This is a genomic window from Rahnella bruchi (genome assembly GCF_003614975.1).
GTDB classification, from domain to species: Bacteria; Pseudomonadota; Gammaproteobacteria; order Enterobacterales; family Enterobacteriaceae; genus Rahnella; species Rahnella bruchi.
The window spans coordinates 262,946-285,834 of sequence record NZ_QZWI01000004.1; the positions used below are offsets into that span (position 1 = coordinate 262,946).

A 22,889-nucleotide genomic window follows, 5' to 3' on the forward strand; every position below is an offset into this window, starting at 1 on the left:
ATGACCACTGAAAATCCGGTTACTGCGGCACCGGAAGAAACCACCAAGAGCTTTGTTGAGCTGAAAAATGTCGCCAAACGTTTTGGCAACAATACGGTACTGGAAGGCCTCAATCTGGCGATCCCAAAAGGGAAAATGGTGACCCTGCTCGGCCCTTCCGGCTGCGGTAAAACCACCGTACTGCGCATGGTCGCCGGGCTGGAGAAACCGTCAGAAGGCCGGATGTTTATCGACGGCGAAGACGTCACTGACCGTTCCATTCAGCAGCGTGATATTTGCATGGTGTTTCAGTCCTACGCACTGTTTCCGCATATGTCGCTGGGGGAAAACATCGGTTACGGACTGAAAATGCTCGGACGGCCAAAAGCAGAAATCCGCGACCGCGTGCGAGAGGCGTTATCTCTGGTTGATCTCGACGGATTTGAAGATCGTTACGTCGACCAGATTTCCGGCGGTCAGCAGCAGCGTGTGGCGCTGGCCCGTGCGCTGATCCTCAAACCCAAAGTACTGCTGTTCGACGAACCGTTGAGTAACCTTGACGCCAACCTGCGACGCAGCATGCGGGAAAAAATCCGCGAGCTGCAACAGCAGTTTAATATAACCTCGCTGTACGTGACGCACGATCAGAGCGAAGCCTTTGCGGTATCCGACACGGTACTGGTGATGAACAAAGGAAAGATCATGCAGATTGGCGCACCCCAGGAACTTTACCGCCAGCCCGCGTCACGCTTTATGGCAAGTTTTATGGGCGACGCCAACGTGTTCCCGGCGGATTTACACCGCGATACCGTCGAGATTTTCGGCTATCACATCCCGAAACCCGCTGCGTTCGCACCGGGTATGCAGCAATGTACCGTGGGCGTGCGGCCTGAAGCGATCACCCTCGGCTTGCAGGGCGATGACAGCCAACGCTGCATGATCACCCACGTGGCCTATATGGGACCGCAGTATGAAGTGACGGTGGAATGGCACGGCCAGTCGTTGCTGTTGCAGGTCAACGCCACGCAGTTGCAGCCGACCGCAGGCGACAATTTCTTCCTGCAAATCCACCCTTACGGCATGTTTGTCCTGGTGTGATAGCGCAATAAACGTAAAAAAAGGTGCCGTTTTGACGCGGCACCTTTCTCTTTCAGTCAGTTTGCGGATCAGAGTGGTTCGTCGAAACGCAGTAAACGCCCGGCATTGCCCAGCACCAGCAACGTGCTGAGATTATGCAGCAGTGCGGCAATCAGCACGCCCGCCACGCCGAGTAGTCCCATCGCGGCGGCGGCCATCACTATCAGCGTCCAGCCAAGCCCGATGAAGACGTTGATTTTCAGCGTCCGGCGGCAGGCACGGCTCAGACGTACACAGGTGCCGAGACGGCGCAAATCACTGCCGATCAGCACCACGTCGGCTGAAGCCAGCGCGATATCACTGCCGCCCGCGCCCATCGCAATCCCCACCACACCGGCTTTCAGCGCCAGCGAATCATTAATGCCGTCACCGACTACCATCGGGCGAAAACCTTGTGCGATCTCAGCGGAAACCTGATGCAGTTTGTCTTCCGGTAGAGCCTGGGCGACCACATCCCTGATGCCCAGTTCTCCGGCGATACGCTGCGCCACACTGGCACGGTCGCCGGTGAGCAGCAACTGTCGTTGCAGGCCCAGCTGGCGCAGTTCGGCTAACGCGGTCTGCGCTTCAGGCCTTAACGAATCCGCCAGCAGCAGCCAGCCAAGAAAACGCCCGTTCAGCGCCAGACCGACCAGCGGCCCGTCATGTTCCGGGACTTCACTGACTGCGATATTGTTCTGGCTGAAAAAGGCCGGACGTCCCAACAACGCCTCTCCCTGCGCGGTTAGCGCCCGCACGCCCATCCCCTGCTGTTCTGAAAACCCTTCCAGCGGTAAATATTGCTCACGCGGCAGTAACTGCGCCAGCGCACGGCTGACCGGATGGCTGCTGGCCGCACCGAGACTGGCCGCCAGCGCCAGTACCGCATCGGAAGATTCGTTTTCCTCCAGCACAGTACGTTGCAGATGCAGTTCGCCGTGGGTCAACGTGCCGGTTTTATCCACCACAATGGCGTTGAGATCGGCCAGTTCTTCCAGAAAAGCCGAGCTGCGGATCAGGATCCCGTGGCGCGCCGCCACAGCGATACCTGCAATCGCAGTGGCCGGAGCGGAAAGCACCAGCGCACACGGACAGGCCGCCACCAGCACTGCCAGCATGGCGTGGGCATCACGCGTGATAAACCAGGTGGCCGCCGCAATCAGCAAAATCAGTACCAGATATTGCCCGGCATAGCGCTCGAGCAAACGGGTGATCGGCGGTTTGGCATGTTCGGCTTTTTGCATCAGCGCAATCACTTTCCCCAGCGTGGCATCTGCGCCGGTTCGCGTAATTTCTACAGTCAGCAGACCGTCCAGATTAATGGCACCGCCAAAAACGTTGTCACCCGCGCGGGCTTCCTGCGGCACGGACTCGCCGGTGATCGGCGCGGTATCCAGACTGGCGCTGCCGGAGATGACCCGACCATCGGCGGGCATACGGTCGCCTGCACGAACTTCAATCCGATCGCCGGTTCTCAGCTGGTGGTTATCGATTTCTTCAATTTCACCCTCGGGCAAAATACGCCGCGCGCGGCTGCGGGTCAGACGGCTGAGCGCATCGATCGCTTCCTGCGAACCGATCACACTGCGTTCTTCCAGAATATGACCAAAAATCATAATGCCCGGCAGCAATGCCGCGGTCATCAGATCGCCGGTGGCCCACGCGCCGAGCATCGCCAGCGCAATCAGCTGATCGGTAACGCCGTGCAGACTCGGGCTGCGTAAGCTGTGTATCGCCGAACGCAATACCGGCACGGCCACCAGCAAAGACGCCACGCCAAACAGAATCTGACCGACGTCGCTTTGCTGAGGAAACAGCCACTGCCAGATCCAGCCGCAGAGCAGTAATCCGAAAGCTGCCATCGCCAGAATCAGCTGCACCGCCATGCTGCGCTGCTCGTGGCGCGTCAGCAGCACGCTTTTCACGGACGGTTCTTCAGAGGAAATAGAAGTCACAGGGCAAATACCTCAGGGTTGAGAGGATGGACGGTCTGGTCCCGGCAGGATCAGATGTGCGTCGTCATGGGGATCAACTGCCGTCACGCTGCCGGCACGGGCGAGGATCGCAGGCATCCGCTGCCGCCACAAACGCCACAGCAATTCGGGAGAGTGATCATCAGCCAGCTGCACAATTGTCGCGGTATCGGTGGAAGCCCGTGCAATCTGCTCGCTGGCTTTGGCCTGAGAAACCTGCAAGGCACGATCTGCCAACTGAACGGCTTCCTGATGTACGCGGGCGGCCTCATTACTGGCGCTGGCGATATTCTGTTCCGCCTGCTGACTGGCGGTCAGCACAGCGTTGAACGCATCGACAGCCGCGGGCGGCAATGACGACTGCACGTCAACGCGCCGGACTTCGATACCGGGATTGCTGCCTGCCGTATTCAGGGCAGCGAGTTGCTGATTAATCCCCTGACGCAAATCACCGCGCAGCCGCTCGCGCCGTTCAGCGATATGGTTGCCGTTGCCGACCATTTCCGGACGAGCGACCAGAATGGTATCCAGATCCCGCGAGGCACAAATCGCCACCGCCGCGTGCTCGGTTAATCTGTCCAGCGCAGGCAGCACGTGCTCCCCTTGCAGCACAAACGCTACCGGATCGGTTATCACGTAATACACCTGCACATCCAGCTGAACCACGCCGGAGTCGCCGGTCAGTAAATACCCGGCACCGGCAAAGGCATCACTTTTCTCGCCGCCGGTATTGGTCCACGCAGGCACAATGTCTTTTCTCAGCAAAGCCGTAACATGATGTTCGATCACCCGGTCAGCCGCGGGCAATATTTCCACCTGTTCAATGGGTTCCGGCCACGCCAGCAGCAGACCGGCGCTGGCCGTGCGCGAAACGGCACCGAAGCGCATCACAACCGCACGTTTGTCCGGCTCAATCTGGCGGACATTGGAGAACAGCCAGCTGGCGGCTGCAATCAGCGTCATGATAAACAGTGCCAGATACGCCATGCGTCCCGCCTGAAACCAGGCATTGCCCTGAATACGGGCTAAGGGATTCATGGGTGCGATCCGTTAATGTTAGCGGGTAACGCGGGCGGGCCTTCGACCAGTTGCCTGAACGGTGCCGCATCGGTGCGTAATACCAGCTGAGTGCCCGGTGTGATCACGTTGTTGAGCGTATCGAGTGAGCGCAGCAAATCATACAATTCAGGATTACCGGCCCAGGCTTTGGCGTAAATCGCCGCACTCTGCACCTGCGCCTGTGCTTCGATATTGGCCGCGTTAACGGACGCATCGGCTTTAATCACGCGGGCATCGCGTTCAGCAGAAGACCGGATTTCGGCCGCCTGACGCTTACCTTCAGCAGACCGCTGGGTGGCAATGGTTTCACGTTCGGCACGCATACGATCCACGGTCGCATCCAGCGTTACCGAAGGCAGCGTCAGGCGTTCGACGCCGACCTGAACTAATTCGATGCCATAACTGTCGAGCAACTGGCGGGCAATCTGGTCATGCAGATGCTGCTCAAAACCGGAAAGCCGGATTTTGCTGGCATCCGTATTCACCAGATCAGCCAGCGCAAAACCGCTGGTGGTGGTTTCCAGCGCCGAACCGATAAACGTCCGTATTTGCGCCGCTGCCATATCCGGCTGATTTTGTACCGCGCGGATAAAACGCTGCACATGCTGAGGATCGTTTTTCACCTGCCAGACTGTGTAAGCCTGCACGATAATCCGCAGACCGTCTCGGGTGCCGACATCCTGTAAACCGCTCGACGTGGTGCGGATACGTAAATCCACCGGAATTGCCGTCTCCAGCGGAACCGGCAAATGCCACGCCAGTCCCGGATTTAATAACACGCGCACCGGATTACCAAAGCGGGTGATCACCATCGCCTCGCCGGAACGCACCTGTACCAGACAGGCAGACGCGGCAATCAGCGCCACAATCGCGATGGCAATAGCAGCCCGTCGCCAGAATTTGGGTGCCGCCGGGCCGGAATGATGGTGATGATGGTGGTGATGTCCGCCACCGTGTTGATGCCCGCCATGTGTGTGGTCGTCGTGGTCGTGGGCCTGAGTATGTTGGGAATCACTCACCGGGTAGTCTCCGCTTTAACAGAATGCGCCGTTTTATCCGCTCCGGGCGTAAATGGCAGGGTGAAATTTCTCAGATCCAGAACCGGCGGCGTTCCGCCACCAATACGGCTGTCGACAATCAAAACTTTCGGATGCTGTTGCATCGCCAGCGTCAGCTGACTGAAATAACGCTCAGTCAGGAACGACTGTCCGCCTGCCTGATAAGCCTGATTTTCAGCGTTAAACCGCAAGGCCATGACCTGTGCCTGATCGAGATCCTCATGACTTTGTGCGCTGGCGGCGTCGAGCGCCAGACGGGAAAATTGCTGTGCTGCATTAAGCTGCTGCGCGGCTTGTCCTTTCTCACCGGCGATCGCGCTTTGCGCCAGAATCTGTGCCGCCTGTACGCCATGATAGGCATCCGCAGCGCCCGCTGGCGGATGGATGGATTCAATCACCGTCGCCAGCAGTTCCACGCCACTGTGAAGATTATCCAGCTGGCTTTGCACTTTCTGGCCGATGTCTGCGGCAAGACGGATCTGCTCGCTGCCCAGAAGACTGTCGAGCGTGCGGGAGGAAAAATCGTGCACCAGAACCTGATTGGCAATACTGCGGATAAGCACCGGCATATTTTCGGTGTGATAAAGGCTCGCCATCGCCGCGTCATCGTTCATACCGACGCGGTACACAAACCGCACATCCATATCCATGATTTGAAAACTTTGCCGGTCATTACCCGCACTGGCGATAATTTGCGATTTGTCGCTGCTGTGGCTGGAATCCCATAACCGGTTGGCGCTTTCCGGCGCGGGGCCTTCAGCGGTATCTGCGACCGCGACTGGCGAGACGTTCACCGGCTCTTCGGAACCGGTGGTAAGTTCATGCACTTCGCCGTTATCGACCATTTGCGTATGCCCGAAAGGCCACGGCAGACCAAGATGTAAACCGGGTTGTCTGACCGCGACCGGTTTACCGAAGGATTCGTAAATCCCCCGCTGTGTCAGCGGAACTTCACTGACGCTGGTCAGCAGCCAGCCCGTCAGCAGTAAGAGTGCCGCCAGCGGCAACAACGCACGACGTATAAAATGGAATGCCCAGATCTGGCGCAGATCAATGCCGAAATGCTGATGCAGTTCATTTTGCACAAACTGCAACGGACGCGGCGGCCAGCAAATTTGTGCTGCCAGCAGACTGCCTGCGATAAATTCCGGCTCTTTATCTTCACGCGGCGGCGAAAACAGCGCCATCAGCGCACACAGGAAAAGCTCCAGCGCCACCAGTGCCGGTAATATTCCGGTGAGCACCAGCAAATGCGCGGGCCAGACCGCCGTGCCATGGGCAAACATCACACCGGCGGCGCTCAGTAATAAAACGCCAATCAGCATGCGTAATAACGGTGCGAGTTTTACCGCTTCCGGCCATTCCTGCGGATTTTTCAACGTCCAGTGACGTTCCAGCACCAGTACCGCAAAAGCGCAGAGAATGAAAAATGAACCGGCAAAATATCCCGTTTTACCCGCTTCATTGGCGGGTAAAGGCAGTTGCCACAACACCACGACGAGCAGTAACGCGGCCAGCGCGGGCAGTGCCTGAAAGAAGACGTGCGCATCCACATAACGCAACAGCGGGCGCACCCGTGACGAAGCGGTCAGGCGGTGGAGAAAAGCGGGAGGTTTTTCAGGTGTCACGGTTTCATCGCGGGGCGTAAACTGCTGGTCACGCCAGCGGGTCATACGCCGGGCACATTGCAGTGAGGCGGCGCAAACCCAAAGAGCGGCCATAATATTGCCGGTCACCCACGGCCAGACTGAATCCGGAGAAAGCATATACAGCATCAGCAATATCAGATACAGCACGCTGCTGATCACCATGATGCCGTTGATAAGCGCGCTCAGCCAGCGTGTGTGGGATGCGGCTGACTGAAAACGCAGATGTTTACTGGCGTCATCAGTCGCGGATGTCTTGTTTATACTCATGTCCGCTCCGGCAGAGGAGAAAAATAACCCGCACGCGGACACGAGTCAGCGATGGCGAAGTCAACCGGGCGTAACCGTATAACATTACAGAATTTTCAGCGATATGAATTTAGCCGTTTTTTTGACACGAATTGTAAGCGTTTATCAGCAAGAAGGGACGACCGACAGAATGGGTTTCTGCCAGCCGTTTATAAAAGAATGTTACGTCAGGGAGACTTGTTCGAAATGCTGGAACATCGCCAGCGCCAGTCCCTGGGCGGGATTGAACCGCTCCGTTACAAAGTTGATGTGTGTGCGGCTGAACGCAAATGTCAGCGTAAATTGCTGCGCCGCCGCCAGGGTGTTTTCCACAAATAAAGGATGGCTGTTATAAGGGCAATCAATCAGTAAAGTTTTCGGATTCACTAAATGGATAATCTGACTCAACGCCTTGCCTAACAGCCTTCCGGCCTGCGCCATGACTTCATCCACAATGTCTGCCGACTGCTGGCGATTATCCCAGCTCAACCCCGGCTGGCGCTGTTCCAGTTGACGGTTAATGGCAGAGAAACCGATCAGGGATTCCAGACACCCCCGCTGACCGCATGAACACAGCGGCCCGTCAGGCAGCACGGCTAAATGGCCGACTTCGCCCGCCGTCCAGCTGCCGCCGGAATAGACCCCGTGTTCGGTTAACAGCGCACCGCCGATCCCTTCACCAACGCGCAGATAAAAACAGGCATCATCATCTTTTGCCACATCGCCCTGACGGGCAATCAGTGCCGCCGCTTTCACGTTGTTCCATACGCTGACCGGAACCGCATCCGCGCAGGTCAGCAACGGTTGCAGATTCACTTCGCCCCACCCCAGATGCGAGGAAACGTGCAGAATACCCAGCTGGTGATCAACGATACCGGGAAACCCGATGCCGATGCCGACCAGCTCCGGCCACGTTTGGTGCAGTTGCTGGCAATGACGCATGATTTCATCCAGTACGGCGTGTGGTGCGCAGGTGTCGAGAGAGAAGGTTTTTTCCTCGACAATCTGCGAAAAGTAATCGCAGACCATCCAGTGCAGACGGTTGCGTTCAATCATGATACCCGCCGCTTTTATTGCCGATGGTTTCAGCGCGACGTGAATTTTTGGCCGTCCGATGCTGCTGGTTTGCGCCACGCCCTGTTCTTCCACATAGCCCAGCGCAATCAGGTCATCGACAATCAGAGAAATGGTGTTCTTGCTCAGTGCCAGCGCACGCGAAATATCCAGACGGGAACTGATTTTTTGCTGGCGGAGCCAGGCCAGTACACGTTTCTCATTGTACTGGCGCAACAGCGCGGGTCCTTTGCCTGAGTCTTTCATGTCATGACTTTCCATTGCGTTACACCGTAGCGTCGCATTATTACATGACAGAGGATCCGCGCGTCAACCTATTCACCCCGCCAGACTTCCACCCCGTTTTTGTAGGTCGCCATCAGCCGCAGGGTATTGTCCGGCGCCTGTTGCAGCAGTATGGCATCCAGTGGCGCACCGGGGCTAAGCCCCTGAGCTACCGGCAGATTCAGACGCGATGCCGGACGCACCGAGGCCATCTGAATCGCTTCCGCCAGCGGGACAATCTCATTGCTGACCAGTGTATTCACACCGTATAACAGCCCCTGCACCGAGCCTGCCAGCAGCGCCGGATTGCTGGCCATCGACAGCCTTCCTTCTGCACTCAGCACCACGTCGCCACCGATATGCGAATGGTAACAGCCCGGCGGCATTCCGGCGTGGCTGGTCACGTCGCTGACCAGCAGCGCCCTGCCATTTTTGGCACGGATAAAGGTTTTCAGCACCGAAAGTGGCAAGTGTTCGCCATCTGCAATCATCGCGCACCACAAACCATCCTGCGCCAGTTGCTCCCAGATATAGTTCGGATGCCGCGGCAACGTCAGATGTGCGCCGTTGCCCAGATGCGTGGACATCCGCGCCCCGGCTTTTACCGCAGAGGCAATCTGCTCCGGGCTGGCCGCGGTATGCCCGAGCGAAACCACCAAATTATTCGCGACGCACTGGCGAATAAAATCGTCCGCCTGCGGCCATTCCGGCGACAGGGTGATCATACGGATCCGCCCTTCTGCCGCAATCTGCCAGCGCTGAAACTGGTCCCAGTCCGGCGCCTGAATATGAGCAAGATTGTGCGCTCCGCGCGGGCCGTCCTGCGGGGATAAAAACGGCCCTTCCAGATGGATACCGGCAACAGATTGTTCCACCGCCGGATACTCACGGCAGGCCGCCGCCAGCGTGGCGACCATGTGGGTGATTTCATCAGCACCGTTGGTGATCACCGTCGGCATAAATGTCGTGACGCCCTGCTGCCACAACGCGTGCGTCACTTCTTTCACAGACCCCACGGTAAAAGGGAAACTGTTAAAATCAGCGCCGCCGTAGCCATTGACCTGGAAGTCGACTAATCCTGGCGCGATCAGCGGGAGATCCTGACTGCTGGTCGCCGGACGTATCTGGCTGATAATGCCGTCCTGCGCCACAATTTCCACCGGCTGCTGCGTGCGGTAATCCCTGCCGCGTAACGTGATTTCACTCATCCGGCAACTCCCCGAAACCTGCGATATCGGTGTAAAGCGTGCAGGCAGAATGCGTGCGAAGCACCGTGGCCGGACAATCCACCGACTGCGGCGCATTCAGTGTATGCGTAACAGCCTGATGTTTATTTTTGCCGGGCACCATGCAGAATAAGCGCGCAGCCGCCATCAGCGTCGGGATAGTCAGCGTCAGCGCGTGCGTCGGCACATCCTTTAAGGCAGGGAAACAGCCGTCATTGACCTGCTGCTGACGGCAAATGGCATCCAGCTCAACGATTTTCATCGGCTGCGGATCGTTAAAATCAGCCACCGGCGGATCGTTAAAGGCCAGATGTCCATTCTCTCCAATTCCGAGGCAAACCATATCCACCGGCGCCTGTTGCAGCAGGCGAGCGTAGTCCGCACAATTCTGCGCCGCATCACCCGCCGCCGGAATTTTATGCACCGAGCCCGGTCTGACTTTGCCGAATAAATGCGTCGTCAGATAGTGACTGAACAAGGCCGTTGAACTGACCGGCAACCCGACATATTCGTCCATGTGAAAAGCATCCACACGCGCCCAGTCAATATCGTCGGCCTGCGCCAGAGATTCCAAAAATTCATTCTGGGAAGGCGCAGCGGCAAAGATTATGCGCACGCGATCCTGCTCTTTAAGCCGCAGACGTAAATGCGTGACTGCATCGCGGGCCGCCGACTGCCCCATTTCCAGACGGGTAGAAAACACTTCAACATTCAGGCTTCCGGCCTGCGTGGTATATCGCGGAGATGTCATATCAAAACCTGCTCTTTTCTTTATTTAATGTGATCCGTTACCGGGATTCAGACGGGTACGCGGCCGCCACTTTCGGCGCAGGCAGGTCTTCGTCCTGATCCTGATTCAGCGCATTCAGTAAAACATCCACTTCAGCACTGACCGGACGACGGCGAAGCAGTCCGCCAATGATAAATACCGCCAGTGATAACAGCACCGGAATGGCAACGATTTGCGCCGTGCTCATGTCCGGCACCACAAATTTGACCAGGAAAAAGGCTGAGACACCGGCAGCCCAGGAGGTAATTGCCGCCGCCGATCCGCATTTACGGAACCACGGCAACAACCCGAGTAACATCGGAATAGAAATCGGCCCGACCAGCCCGCCGAACCAGACAATCAGCAGCGACAATACGCCGCCAAAACGGCTGGCATTAACCGCAATCAGCAGCGTCGTGAGGATAAACAGCACCACCGTGACGCGCGCCACCAGCAGTGAAGATTGTCCCTGACCAAAGCGTTTCGGCATTAATACCGGCAGAATATCGCGCGTCACAACGGCGGTGATGGCATTGGAATCCGAAGAGGTCATCGACAAGGTGTGGGTGAACATGGCGACCAGCACCAGTCCGATCAGACCGTTGGGCAGCAGATTCATCGCCATGATCGAATAAGACTGTGAAGGGTCAGCAATGTCCGGGAACAGCAGCGGTGCGGCCCACATCGGGTAAAACAAAATCAGCGGCCAGACCAGATACAGTACCGAAGAAAGTAACGCGGCTTTGCGGGCATCTTTTCCGCGCGGTGAGGCGATAAAGCGCTGCGCAAGATTCCAGGTACCGCCGTTATAGCTCAGGGTATAGATGACAAAATACGCCAGGATAAAGCCCATCGAATACGGCCCGGCGACGATGTCAGTATGGCCTGCGGGGAGCCTGTCCCAGATGGTCAGCAGATTGCTGAAACCACCCAGATGGAACGCCACCGCCACCACCATCACAATCGCGGCGATAAACTGGACAATAAACTGCCCGAAATCATTACAGGCATCCGCCCACAAGCCACCGAGCACGGTATAAAACAGACACAGCACACCCGAAATCGCGATACCCACCAGCGGATCCAGCCCGGTAAACACGTTGATGATAATGGCGATAGCTGCCCATTTAGCGCCGACGTCGAAGGTTTTCAGAAACACCCCGCTCCACGCCAGAATCTGCTGCGTCGGGACGTTATACCTCGTGGAGAGGTATTCCATCGGTGATTCGATATTCATATGGATCCGCAACCGTGCCCAGCGTGGCGCAAAAATCACTGACCCGATGAAAACGGCAATCGAGATCGGAAATGCCCACCAAAAATAAATGGTCAGCCCGTATTTGTAAGCCACCGCCGCGTATGCAACAAATACCGCCGCGCTGTAGCCAGACATATGGTGTGAAATCCCTGAAAGCCACCAGGGCATTTTGCCCCCTGCGGCGAAGAAATCCTTGGTGTTGCCCACTTTGCGCATAGCCCACAGCGTGGTCATCACAATCATCAGCGCGTACAGCGCCATGACAAAATAGTCTATCCCGTTCATCGTTAACTCCGGAGGCAAGATTGCATTGTCGAAGTCCGGCGGGAAAACTTGCCGGTTTTTTAATTAATCCTAACTAAGGACTAATTAAACCTAGCATGAGAAAACATGAACAAAACGTGAGCAAGATCACGTAATTTTTCAATGATTGTCAAAGTGTTATAGGACTTTCTTATGGATGAGACGGAGATCGAAAATCAGGAACATGGGGCAACAGTGAAGAACATCATAAAACAGGCGCCGTTTTCAGGCGGCACCTTAAAGATTTCAGAGAGTATCTTCGGCAACGTAGTACTGCGGATCGTCAAGTTCATGGGAGCAGAACGGCCCGGCTTTCTTAAGCAGGCTCACGCAGTCATTGCTCAGATGGCGCAGGCGGATGGTTTTACCGGCATCAAGATAACGCGCCGTCAGCTTATCAATGGCTTCCACCCCGCTCGAATCCATTACCCGCGTACCGGCAAAATCCAGCACCACGTTTTGCGGATCGTTTTCGGGATTAAACAGTTCAGCAAACGTCGCAGCAGAACCAAAGAACAACGGCCCGTCCAGTTTATACACCGCCAGATCGCCTTTGATTTTGTGCTCACGGATCCGGATACGCGCCTGCTGCCAGGCAAACACCAGCGCCGAGATAATCACGCCGCTGATCACCGCCACGGCCAGATCGGTGAAAATGGTAATGACGGTGACAATCAGCATCACCAACACATCGGCTTTCGGCATACGGCGCAGGCGACGAAGTGAACTCCACTCAAATGTGTTGTAACAGACCACCAGCATAATTCCCGCCAGCGCCGCGACCGGCAGCAGGCCGATATAACCTGACAAACTGACCACAAACAGAATCAGCAAAATCGCGCCAACCGTGCCTGAAATCCGCCCGCGACCGCCGGACGTAAAGTTAATGATCGACTGCCCGATCATCGCACAACCGGCGAAACAGCCGAACAGCCCGCAGATGGTATTGCCTGCGCCCTGCGCGATGCTTTCGCGATTCCCGTTACCCTTCTGATTACCCATTTCATCCAGCACCGTCATGGTCAGCAGCGATTCAATCAGCCCGACCAGCGCGATAACCACCGCATACGGCAGCACGACTTTCAGCATCTCAGTGTTAAACGGCGCGACCGGCAGGCTGAAGTGCGGCAACGCACCGGAGATGTCCGCCAGGTCACCCACGCGTAACGTGTGCAGGTTGAAACCAATCGCCACAGCGGAAACCACAATCAGCGCAGCCAGCGAGGAAGGTATGATTTTGGTGAGTTTCGGGAACAGCACCACCACCAGAATCGCCAGCAGAACCAGCCCGTACATCAGCGGTCCCTGCCCGGCAATCATGTGCAACTGCGCCAGCATAATCACAATCGCCAGCCCGTTCACAAAGCCGTGAACCGCCGGTAAAGGCACCAGCCGGATAAATTTACCGAGGCGGAAAACGCCAATCAGAATCTGAATAATCCCGGCAAAAATCGTCGCCCACAGCACATAGCCCATGCCGTGCTGCGCTGCCAGACTCATCAGCACCACCACAATAGAACCCGCCGCGCCGGAAACCATACCCGGTTTGCCACCAAACAGCGCCGTCACCAGCCCGATGATAAACGCCGTGTGCAGCCCGACAATCGGCGACAATCCGGCCACCAGCGAGAACCCGACCGCTTCGGGGATCATCGATACGGCCACCACAAACCCGGCCAGCGTTTCATTTTTTACTTCTGACAACTTCATACCACGCGGGCTAAACATAAGACATCCGTTACATTTCCAGCTCAGTTAAAAAATTGTGACAAGTATCTAAAAATGACGGAACCGAGGCAAGGGTTAATCCGTGCCTGTGCGGTGGGGCAGATCACAAGCGGATCGAGATAAACGTCGTTTACGTGTATAATGCGGGGAATTATGGTCATTACATCGTGCGGTTACAGTTAATCGCTTGATAACTAAGCTATTAAGGTGAGAAAAACATGGGATTCAAATGCGGTATCGTGGGCCTGCCGAACGTCGGTAAATCTACTCTGTTCAATGCGCTGACCAAAGCGGGTATCGAAGCAGCAAACTTCCCGTTCTGCACCATCGAACCGAATACCGGCGTGGTGCCAATGCCTGATGCGCGTCTCGACCAGCTGGCCGAGATTGTAAAACCGCAGCGTATCCTGCCAACCACCATGGAATTCGTTGATATCGCGGGTCTGGTAAAAGGCGCCTCTAAAGGTGAAGGCCTGGGTAACCAGTTCCTGACCAACATCCGTGAAACCGAAGCTATCGGCCACGTTGTACGTTGTTTCGAAAACGACAACATCATCCACGTTAACAACAAAGTGGATCCGGCTGATGACATCGACGTTATCAACACCGAACTGGCGTTGTCTGACCTCGACACCTGCGAGCGCGCGATTCACCGTGTGCAGAAACGCGCCAAAGGCGGCGACAAAGATGCCAAAGCTGAACTGGCTGCGCTGGAAAAATGTCTGCCACAGCTGGAAAACGCCGGTATGTTGCGTGCGCTGGCCCTGACTGAAGAAGACAAAGCGGCCATCCGCTACCTGAGCTTCCTGACGCTGAAACCGACCATGTACATCGCGAACGTCAACGAAGACGGTTTCGAGAACAACCCTTACCTCGACATCGTGCGTAAAATCGCAGACGCCGAAGGCTCCGTGGTGGTGGCAGTCTGTGCAGCGGTTGAGTCTGATATCGCTGAGCTGGAAGATGCTGACCGTGAAGAATTCATGGCGGAACTGGGCATCGAAGAGCCGGGCCTGAACCGTGTGATCCGCGCCGGTTACGAACTGCTGAACCTGCAGACTTACTTCACCGCTGGTGTGAAAGAAGTCCGCGCATGGACCATCCCTGTGGGTGCTACCGCGCCACAAGCTGCCGGTAAAATCCACACCGACTTCGAGAAAGGCTTCATCCGCGCACAAACCATCGCGTTTGAAGATTTCATCACCTACAAAGGTGAGCAAGGCGCGAAAGAAGCCGGCAAAATGCGTTCAGAAGGTAAAGACTACATCGTTAAAGATGGCGACGTGATGAACTTCCTGTTTAACGTCTAAGTCACGCTTCAGTTTCTGACCTTACATAAAACCCACGCTTTGGCGTGGGTTTTTTCATTTCCATACTTCCCTGTGGATCACCGCGCACGCTTTCATTTCTCCTCTCCCCCCATTCCGCGATATATTAGTGCCATTCTCATAAAATTTTCTCTTTGTAACGGGTACATCTCCATGGCTCTCATTCCAAAAAACTACCAGCGTCTTGAAAGCGGTTATCGCGAGAAAGCGCTGAAAATTTACCCGTGGGTATGCGGGCGGTGTTCGCGGGAATTTGTGTATTCCAATCTGCGCGAACTGACGGTTCATCATATCGACCACGATCACACCAATAACCCGGAAGATGGCAGCAACTGGGAGTTATTGTGTCTGTATTGTCATGACCACGAGCACTCCAAGTATACGGAAGCCGACCAGTACGGCACCCGTGTCGTGGCGGGTGAAGATGCGCAAGATGATGTCGGTGCAGCGACCTATAACCCCTTTGCTGATTTGCAGGCGTTGCTGAATAAGAAGAAATAAGATCAGTCCACCCTGCTCATCGGGCAACCTTGAAAACCTCTGCTTTAACCAAAATCCACGCCACGCCGTGGATTTTTTTATGATCTCCCAGGTCGTTCCCGCCAAATAAGTGAGTCCCCTAAGATTTTCCTTGCATCCGAAAGCCGCGTAAGCATAATCGCAAATCCAAATAATAATGATTCTCAGTCCTTTTTAAATCAGGGTTACATTATGCGTGTTTCAGTTACATCACCGGGGTTTAAACCTTCCCTGCTGGCACTTTTTGTCAGCGTCAGTTGCCTGCCAGCGATGGCGGCCACCGCCCCTGCTCCGGCAACGTCTTCGACCGCAGCATCCGGCGATACCATGACCATCGTCAGCGCGCCGGATAACGAATTCAAACCGGGCGGCAATCAGCTGGTTCCGGCCTATCTCGACGGACAAGTGGCACACGGCGGCCGCCTCGGAATGCTCGGCGAACAAAATGCGATGGATGTGCCGTTCAACGTGATGAGCTTCACCTCAAAACTGGTGCAGGATCAGCAGGCCAAAACCATTGCGGATGTGGTGCGCAACGATGCCACCGTCCAGAATGTTCAGGGATACGGTAACTTTGCCGAAACCTACCGCATCCGTGGTTTTGAACTGGATGGCGATGACATGACTTATGGCGGATTGCCGGGCGTGGTTCCCCGTCAGGTGATGGATGCGTCGTTAATCGACCGTATCGAAATCTTCAAAGGCGCCAACGGATTGCTCAACGGCGCGGCGACTACCGGCGTCGGCGGTATGATTAACCTCGAGCCGAAACATGCGGATGACACGCCGCTCACCCGCGTGGGCGTTGATTACACGTCTTCCTCACAGGTCGGCGGCACGCTGGATGTGGGGCGTCGTTTCGGTGATGACAATCAGTTTGGTGTCCGCCTTAATGCGGTTAACCGTGAAGGCGAAACCGATATTGATGGCGAGAAAAAACGCACTACGGCAGCGTCACTCGGGCTCGATTATCGCGGTGACCGTCTGCGCACTTCCGTGGATATGGGCTACCAGAAGAAAACCTTCCATGACGCCCGCCTTGGCGTGAATATCAGCGGTGTGGATTTCATTCCGAAAGTGCCGTCTAACAGCCACAACTACAGCCAGGACTGGATATACAGCAACATTGAGTCCGAATTTGGTATGGCAAAAGCTGAATATGATGTGACGGATAACTGGACCGTATATGGCGGCGTGGGCGCGCAGCATTCACGTGAGACCGGCGACTATGCCTCTCCTGCGCTGAAAGATGCGGACGGAACGGCGACGATTGGCCGTCTGGACACCAACCGCATCATCAATAACTTCAGCGGCATGGCGGGCATTCGCGGCAATTTCGATACCGCATTTATCACCCACAAAGTGAATTTCGGGTATTCCGCCCTGACGTCGCGCAATAACACAGCCTGGCGCATGGCTTACGGTGCCAATGCTGAAAACACCAATATTTATGACACCCCGAATGTTCCGAATCCGACACCAAATCTGTCCGGCGGTAATTACAACGATCCTTTAACGACCGGTCGTAACCGCACTCAGGGCTATCTGTTAAGCGACACAATGGGCGTGCTCGATGACACCGTATTGTTCACTGTGGGTGCCCGCCATCAGAAAGTGGTCGTACGTAACTACAGCAACAAGACCGGCGCGGAAGATGTTTCAACCCGTTATGACGACAGCCGCTGGATGCCGACCTACGGCATTGTGTATAAACCGTGGAAAGTTATTTCCCTGTACGCCAACCATACCGAGTCTTTGCAGCCGGGTGATGTGGCACCGAATACCGCGACAAACTACGGTACGACCACCGGTATTGCGCATTCAAAACAGAATGAAGTGGGCGTGAAAGCAGATTTCGATCGCGTCGGCGGATCGCTTGCGTTATTTGAAATCAAAAAACCTTCCGGCATTCTGGACAGCAATAAATACTACGGTATGGACGGCGAACAGCGTAACCGTGGCGTGGAGCTGAACGTGTTTGGCGAACCGGTGCTGGGCCTGCGTCTGAACGGCAGCGCGACCTGGATCGATCCGGAAATGACCAAAACGGCAAACAATACCTATAACGGTAAAGATGCGATTGGTGTGCCGCGCTACAACATGGTGCTGGGCGCAGAATATGACATCAAACCGGTGGAAGGCTTGACGGCGACGGCGCTGATTAATCATTCCGGCTCACAGTGGGCTGATTCTGCCAACACCAAGAAAATTGACTCTTACACCGTGTTGGATCTTGGCGTGCGTTACCGGACTAAACTCAATCAGAACGATATGGTCTGGCGTGCGGGCGTTGATAACGTGACTAACGAGAAATACTGGTCAAATATCGACAGCACCGGAACCTATATCTATCAGGGCGATCCGCGTTCGCTGAAAGTCTCTATGACTTACGACTTCTGATCATTCATTCATAATGATAATCATGGGGATGCGTCGGGCATCCCTTTTTTATCCTCCTCCAGTGTTGCCCTTAATCTGTTAAACGCCCTGCATCGGCTTCGGCGAAGAAGTAAACGGAAGGTACTGATACATCCAGGTTTCGGACAACGTTTTGTCTCCGGATTTGAGGTAGAGCCGGAGTTCAACCGGTTCCTTACCCTCGGCATGCAAATCAAAAAACGTGCGCCAGTGGCCCTTTCCGCCGGGGGATTTCTCCACCCTGATATCTTTCAGCGTGCCGCGGGAAGCAGTGACCACTGCGTCAAGGTGAGTGTCTGCGGGAAGGTGCTCCAGCACATCACCCTGAAATTCAACCATAAATTTTCGCGCATCGGGATCTTTATACGCACCGGGATTGCCTCCTCTTCCCATCCGCGTTATCCCGCAGCGTGCCAGTTTCGATGGAAAAGGCTCATCGGCCAGCCAGTGTAAGCGATAGCTGAATTGATACTCACTGCCAGCTTTGGCTTCCTTTTCCGGCACCCACATCGCGGCGATGTTATCGAAAATCTCGTCATCGGTCGGGATTTCGACGAGTTGCACCGCGCCTTTACCCCAGTCGCCTTTCGGCTCAACCCACAAATCCGGGCGTCGCTCATAACCTGCTGAGCCAAGGTAGCTGGCAAAGTCGCGCTGCTTCTGCCGCAGGCCAAAACCCCGCGGATTATTGTCACTGAACGCCGAAAGCCGGATCTGCAAAGGATTATTCAACGGCCGCCAGATATGTTCATCACCGCCGGTCCACAATGCCAATCCATCGGAGTCATGGACTTCGGGTCGCCAGTCGGAGGCAGATCCTTTCGCCAGTTCGGAAAACCAGAACATAGAAGTCTGCGGGGCGATACCCAACCGGCCAACGTCACGCCGCAAAAACAGCGAGCATTCTACGTCCATCACCACACCTTTGGTTCGCTGCATATCAAACCGGTAGGCACCGCAGACACTCGGCCCGTCTAGCAGCGCGTAAACAACCAGATGGTCGCTGCCCTTTTCCGGGGTTTCGAACCAGAAATGTGTAAAGTCGGGGAATTCCTCTTTGGTATCGCCAAAAACAGTGTTAATCGCAATTCCGCGCGCAGACAAACCAAACTGCCCCTGCTCGCCCACAGCACGAAAATAGGACGCGCCCAGAAACGAAACCCAGTCTTTAACCCCATGACTTTCAAAGGATTGCTGATGTTCCAGCACGCGAAAACCGCTAAAAACGTTACCTTTCACGGCGGACAACGCATTCTGATAGTTATCCGGAAAAGTGAAATAGTCAGCATTCTGGATGATTTCTCTGGCACTTTTGTTTTCAACTACCGACATTTTCAGCGGCAATTTATGCAGACTACTGACGCTGAAGAAGGTCACAGGAAAACGACTGACGCCCTCGTTAAACAGCGCATATTCCGGCTTATACATGACTTTGCTGTAAACATCGTAATTGATATTGGCCACAGCACTGTCGGGCACCTGTTCAGGTGCAACATAAGGATGTCTGGCACTCTCTCTGGCTTGCTGTATCAGCCCTTCAAAGGTAAAAGGCACTTGTGCTGCAAGCTTTAAACGACGGGCAGCAAAAACGGCTGGAGTGAATCCCAGCGCCGCCAGCGCCATCGAAAATGAAGTAAAAGTCAGCAAGTCTCGCCGCGTCACCATAAACAACATCCACTCATGTTTGAGGATAAATTTTTCTTTTCAGAAAGTAAGAAGCCATTTACCAGGCAAGCCGTGGTTCAATTTTAGAACACTTCGGCAGAAAAAATAGGTGTACAACTCATTTTGCGGATTGTGCGGTATAACAGGTCAGACTCTGCGGTCAAAAACCCAAAAAAGCTCATTAACACGCGTGCTCACAATAATGGGAGTCTTATCCAAAAACATTATTTAAAAAAGTGACCCGTTTGGCTAATTTTTTTAGAAAAATTAATATCCATACGGGGGAAATGTTTTAAAGCGAGTTCGTCTGGGTTTTTAAATCTCTTTTATCCGCATAAACTTCCCTTATGAATTTGCTGTGATATATAAAAACCCATCTTCTGCATCGCGTTTTTTTATCTGATCAAAAATAAGCATATCAAAATTATTTACATTCATTTAAGTGATGGATAAACGTCTTTTCAATCAGGACAATGATCAAACCACAAAAGCAAAAATAAATACAAATCATAAAGATAAAAGAAAATGTCCAAAAATGCACATTGATCGGCACCTCAGTATGACGATATAACAGCGCCAGAAAATATCACCCGCCCTCCCTTTCAGGTCTAAAGGTTAATTCTTATGAAGGCAAGACTCATTGCTTTTGGCATCTTAGCTGCGCTAAATGTACAAAGCTCTCAGGCAAGTTTCACGACTAATGTCACAGCAGGAAGCATTGTTGAAAATGAAACTATTGATGACCCTGCAAATACTCAAAATGTATTTGGCAGCGTAATTAATTCGACGATCAATAACGGTTCACAACATGTGTTTGCAGGCGGTATCGTCAACGGAATGAATAACCTGGCAGGAACACAAACTGTCGATTACCTTGGCCTGATTGCCAACTCGTCTCTTAATGGTGCAGATGCCAGTTTGCTTCTCAGCGGCAACGCTGCGAATGTCAGTATCAATGCCGGTACCATGGATATCCTCAATGATGGCGTTGCTACGGATACAGTCGTCACCGGCAACAGTTCCGTGCTCGATAACCACTTTGGCGCAGATTACGATACTCACGTTAGCGCGGGTGGCATCCTCAATACCGGATCTCTTAATGAAACCAACGAGATCAACACCGCGCAATCTTATAATGCGGTTATTGAAGATGGCGGCACGCAGAATGTTCAGAACGGCGGCATGAGCGAAGGTACTACAGTACAGAAAGGTGGCCAGCTATATGTTAAGGCCAATTATCATCCTGAAGACACCAGCCTTGATCCTGTTTCCGGGGTAGCCAATGACACGACCGTGTATGGTCAGATGACTAACCGTGGCGGTATCGATAATGACACAGTGGTAAAAGCTGGAGGTTATTATACCTCCGGCTACATCAGGTCAGATGGTTTAAATAATGAACAAGCTTCCGTGTCCAATAACCTGCTTGTAGAGCAAGGTGGATATGCACAACTGAGTGGATATTCTGTCGTCAACAATTTAACTGTTGAGGGCATGGCAGACAGTTATGATCAAGCCAACCTGTACGACACTGTTGTCGCATCTGGTGGTGTGTTGACCATCACCGACCACAGCCAGGCGAATAACATTACAAATAATGGCCTATTAAACATTAAGGCTGCCGGAAAAGTTGATCCTGTCATTACAGGGGACGTCATCACAAACAGCGATGCTACGACCATTGTCTGGGCCCATGCTGACACGTCGGCTGCCGATTTTACCGTCTCGGGTAATCTCTATTTCGACGGTTCAAATGACGTTGACCATTCAACTGCAACCGTCCGCCCCGCAAGTTATCAGGTTAATTCTCTGGATATGGAGGGCGGCAGTGTCTATCTTGATCCTGCCAACTACAGCTCACTGACTACTGATTCACTCAGCGGTAGCGGTAACTTTTACATCTACACCAGCATTGGCGACCAGAAAACCAGTACCCTGAATATTACCGGTAGCGACAGCGGCAATTTTAATGTCTATGCCAAAGATTCCGGCGTCAGCCCTGCCAACGATGCCCCTCTGCGCGTGGTGACAGCAAACGGCGGTACCGTTGAATTTACCCTTGCCAATAAAGGCGGTGTCGTCGATGCCGGGACTTATGAATATCGCCTGATCGCTGACGGTACCGGTAACTGGGATTTATCGACAGGCGTTCAGCCGCCAGCACCACCCGATCCGGTTGATCCGGTAGACCCGGTCAATCCGACCAATCCGACAGATCCCACTGATCCGACGAACCCGGTAGATCCAACGCCACCGGCACCACCGGCGCCGCCGAAACCCACTTATACGCCGTCAACGTCTGCCGTGCTTTCAATGGCCGTCACTGCGCCGGTCATCAACGATGTGGAAATGCATACCGTACGTGACCGCATCGATGCGGTGCGCGATATTTCGCATGACCTGAACGTGTGGTCACGTTACATCGGCAGCAAGCAAAGTGTGAATAACGACGCAGCCGGGTTTGATATGAACCTGAACGGTGTAATGCTCGGTGCAGACGCCAGTACAGATTATACCAGCAGCCATCTGACCGTCGGGGGTTTCGTCGGGTATACCAACAGTGATGTGGATTTCGACCGGGACGGTTCGGGTAACGTCGATTCATGGTCAACAGGGGCGTATCTGAGCTGGATGAATAACAGCGGCTATTATGTTGACGGTATTGTAAAAGCCAACCGGTTCAGCGATGACGTGAACGCCAAAATGACCAGCGGTGAAAGAGCGGACGGCGATTACAACCAGAACGGGTTATCAGCGCATCTGGAAACCGGGAAATACTTCAGGTTTGATCAGTCCTTTGTCGCCCCTTATGTTGGCATTACCGGTTTTACGACTAATGACAGCAACTACACGCTTTCCAATGGCATGAAGGCCGATGTGGACAGTGTGAAATCTCTGGTCGCGGAAACGGGTGTCAACATCGGTACCACCTACAACGTGCGTTCGGTAGAACTCAAGCCTTACGTGAAACTCGCCGTGGCAGACGAAACGGTTAGCGGCAACTCCGTGAAGGTCAACAACGACCAGCTGGAAGATGACATGTCCGGTGTAATGGGTATTTATGAAGCCGGTGTAAACTCGCAAATCACCCAAAATCTGAATGTCGGTGCCAGTGTGCAGTACAACCACTCCGATAACATGGAATCACCGTTTATTGTGAATGCTGGTTTATCCCTGAAATTCTGATGCACTGCATATATACAAAAAATCCACGCAAT

General features: G+C 54.2%; 15 protein-coding genes. 5 read left to right on the forward strand and 10 right to left on the reverse strand.

The genetic code is table 11. From position 1 onward, the window contains the following. On the forward strand, nucleotides 1-1,077 hold the full coding sequence (gene fbpC / locus D5398_RS10995; protein ID WP_120507707.1) for a ferric ABC transporter ATP-binding protein: 1,077 nt from the start codon (nucleotides 1-3) through the stop codon (nucleotides 1,075-1,077). A gap of 68 nt (nucleotides 1,078-1,145) precedes the next feature. Here the strand turns inward: fbpC and D5398_RS11000 are convergent, their stop codons facing one another. The 9 genes from D5398_RS11000 to D5398_RS11040 all read right to left on the reverse strand — a co-directional run bounded on the left by D5398_RS11000 (nucleotide 1,146) and on the right by D5398_RS11040 (nucleotide 13,741). Further along, complete coding sequence (locus tag D5398_RS11000; RefSeq protein ID WP_120507661.1) at nucleotides 1,146-3,050, reverse strand: heavy metal translocating P-type ATPase; 1,905 nt, start codon at nucleotides 3,048-3,050, stop codon at nucleotides 1,146-1,148. A 12-nt stretch (nucleotides 3,051-3,062) separates the two neighbouring features. Beyond that, nucleotides 3,063-4,106, reverse strand: coding sequence for a protease modulator HflK (hflK, locus tag D5398_RS11005; RefSeq protein WP_120507662.1), 1,044 nt, complete (start codon nucleotides 4,104-4,106; stop codon nucleotides 3,063-3,065). Beyond that, nucleotides 4,103-5,146, reverse strand: a complete 1,044-nt coding sequence (hflC, locus tag D5398_RS11010) for a protease modulator HflC (RefSeq protein ID WP_120507663.1) — start codon at nucleotides 5,144-5,146, stop codon at nucleotides 4,103-4,105. The genes hflK (D5398_RS11005) and hflC overlap by 4 nt, the downstream gene beginning before the upstream one ends. Next, a complete protein-coding gene (hflK, locus tag D5398_RS11015) occupies nucleotides 5,143-7,101 on the reverse strand; it encodes a protease modulator HflK (protein WP_120507664.1) in 1,959 nt (652 codons plus the stop codon). The genes hflC and hflK (D5398_RS11015) overlap by 4 nt, the downstream gene beginning before the upstream one ends. Before the next feature lie 201 nt (nucleotides 7,102-7,302). Further along, nucleotides 7,303-8,454 (reverse strand): ROK family transcriptional regulator, encoded by a 1,152-nt coding sequence (locus tag D5398_RS11020; protein WP_244216745.1) that lies wholly within the window; start codon nucleotides 8,452-8,454, stop codon nucleotides 7,303-7,305. A 53-nt stretch (nucleotides 8,455-8,507) separates the two neighbouring features. After that, on the reverse strand, nucleotides 8,508-9,665 hold the full coding sequence (locus D5398_RS11025) for an N-acetylglucosamine-6-phosphate deacetylase (RefSeq protein WP_120507665.1): 1,158 nt from the start codon (nucleotides 9,663-9,665) through the stop codon (nucleotides 8,508-8,510). After that, nucleotides 9,658-10,434, reverse strand: coding sequence for a 6-phosphogluconolactonase (locus D5398_RS11030; RefSeq protein WP_208645935.1), 777 nt, complete (start codon nucleotides 10,432-10,434; stop codon nucleotides 9,658-9,660). The genes D5398_RS11025 and D5398_RS11030 overlap by 8 nt, the downstream gene beginning before the upstream one ends. A gap of 37 nt (nucleotides 10,435-10,471) precedes the next feature. Continuing rightward, complete coding sequence (locus tag D5398_RS11035; protein WP_120507666.1) at nucleotides 10,472-11,995, reverse strand: sodium:solute symporter family protein; 1,524 nt, start codon at nucleotides 11,993-11,995, stop codon at nucleotides 10,472-10,474. 264 nt (nucleotides 11,996-12,259) lie between these two features. Continuing rightward, nucleotides 12,260-13,741, reverse strand: coding sequence for a SulP family inorganic anion transporter (locus D5398_RS11040; RefSeq protein WP_120507667.1), 1,482 nt, complete (start codon nucleotides 13,739-13,741; stop codon nucleotides 12,260-12,262). A gap of 218 nt (nucleotides 13,742-13,959) precedes the next feature. On the opposite strand from D5398_RS11040, the gene ychF reads away from it, so the two are divergent. The 3 genes from ychF (at nucleotide 13,960) to D5398_RS11055 (ending at nucleotide 17,988) form a co-directional block, all read left to right on the forward strand. Beyond that, nucleotides 13,960-15,051 carry a redox-regulated ATPase YchF gene (gene ychF, locus D5398_RS11045; protein ID WP_120507668.1) on the forward strand — a complete coding sequence of 364 codons (1,092 nt, stop codon included), beginning with the start codon at nucleotides 13,960-13,962 and terminating at the stop codon, nucleotides 15,049-15,051. Nucleotides 15,052-15,222: 171 nt separating this feature from the next. Then, complete coding sequence (gene yajD, locus D5398_RS11050; RefSeq protein WP_120507669.1) at nucleotides 15,223-15,570, forward strand: HNH nuclease YajD; 348 nt, start codon at nucleotides 15,223-15,225, stop codon at nucleotides 15,568-15,570. A gap of 210 nt (nucleotides 15,571-15,780) precedes the next feature. Beyond that, on the forward strand, nucleotides 15,781-17,988 hold the full coding sequence (locus tag D5398_RS11055; RefSeq protein ID WP_120507670.1) for a TonB-dependent receptor: 2,208 nt from the start codon (nucleotides 15,781-15,783) through the stop codon (nucleotides 17,986-17,988). Nucleotides 17,989-18,066: 78 nt separating this feature from the next. On the opposite strand, the gene D5398_RS11060 is transcribed toward D5398_RS11055, so the two are convergent. Continuing rightward, the gene (locus tag D5398_RS11060; protein ID WP_120507710.1) at nucleotides 18,067-19,671 is read right to left on the reverse strand and encodes an OpgD/OpgG family glucan biosynthesis protein; all 1,605 of its coding nucleotides are present in this window, start codon (nucleotides 19,669-19,671) and stop codon (nucleotides 18,067-18,069) included. Between the two features lie 624 nt (nucleotides 19,672-20,295). Here D5398_RS11060 and D5398_RS11065 point away from each other — a divergent pair. Next, nucleotides 20,296-22,857: an autotransporter outer membrane beta-barrel domain-containing protein gene (locus tag D5398_RS11065; protein ID WP_120507671.1), complete on the forward strand. Its 2,562-nt coding sequence runs from the start codon at nucleotides 20,296-20,298 to the stop codon at nucleotides 22,855-22,857. Nucleotides 22,858-22,889: the final 32 nt, after the last annotated feature.

Excerpts from the sequence above, each read along its gene's own strand:
- ychF (WP_120507668.1), top strand. The coding sequence starts at position 13,960 with ATGGGATTCAAATGCGGTATCGTGGGCCTGCCGAACGTCGGTAAATCT.
- fbpC (WP_120507707.1), top strand. The coding sequence starts at position 1 with ATGACCACTGAAAATCCGGTTACTGCGGCACCGGAAGAAACCACCAAG.
- yajD (WP_120507669.1), top strand. The coding sequence starts at position 15,223 with ATGGCTCTCATTCCAAAAAACTACCAGCGTCTTGAAAGCGGTTATCGC.
- D5398_RS11060 (WP_120507710.1), bottom strand. The coding sequence starts at position 19,671 with ATGGTGACGCGGCGAGACTTGCTGACTTTTACTTCATTTTCGATGGCG.
- D5398_RS11025 (WP_120507665.1), bottom strand. The coding sequence starts at position 9,665 with ATGAGTGAAATCACGTTACGCGGCAGGGATTACCGCACGCAGCAGCCG.
- D5398_RS11030 (WP_208645935.1), bottom strand. The coding sequence starts at position 10,434 with ATGACATCTCCGCGATATACCACGCAGGCCGGAAGCCTGAATGTTGAA.
- D5398_RS11040 (WP_120507667.1), bottom strand. The coding sequence starts at position 13,741 with ATGTTTAGCCCGCGTGGTATGAAGTTGTCAGAAGTAAAAAATGAAACG.
- D5398_RS11055 (WP_120507670.1), top strand. The coding sequence starts at position 15,781 with ATGCGTGTTTCAGTTACATCACCGGGGTTTAAACCTTCCCTGCTGGCA.
- D5398_RS11020 (WP_244216745.1), bottom strand. The coding sequence starts at position 8,454 with ATGGAAAGTCATGACATGAAAGACTCAGGCAAAGGACCCGCGCTGTTG.
- hflK (WP_120507664.1), bottom strand. The coding sequence starts at position 7,101 with ATGAGTATAAACAAGACATCCGCGACTGATGACGCCAGTAAACATCTG.
- hflK (WP_120507662.1), bottom strand. The coding sequence starts at position 4,106 with ATGAATCCCTTAGCCCGTATTCAGGGCAATGCCTGGTTTCAGGCGGGA.
- D5398_RS11035 (WP_120507666.1), bottom strand. The coding sequence starts at position 11,995 with ATGAACGGGATAGACTATTTTGTCATGGCGCTGTACGCGCTGATGATT.
- D5398_RS11065 (WP_120507671.1), top strand. The coding sequence starts at position 20,296 with ATGAAGGCAAGACTCATTGCTTTTGGCATCTTAGCTGCGCTAAATGTA.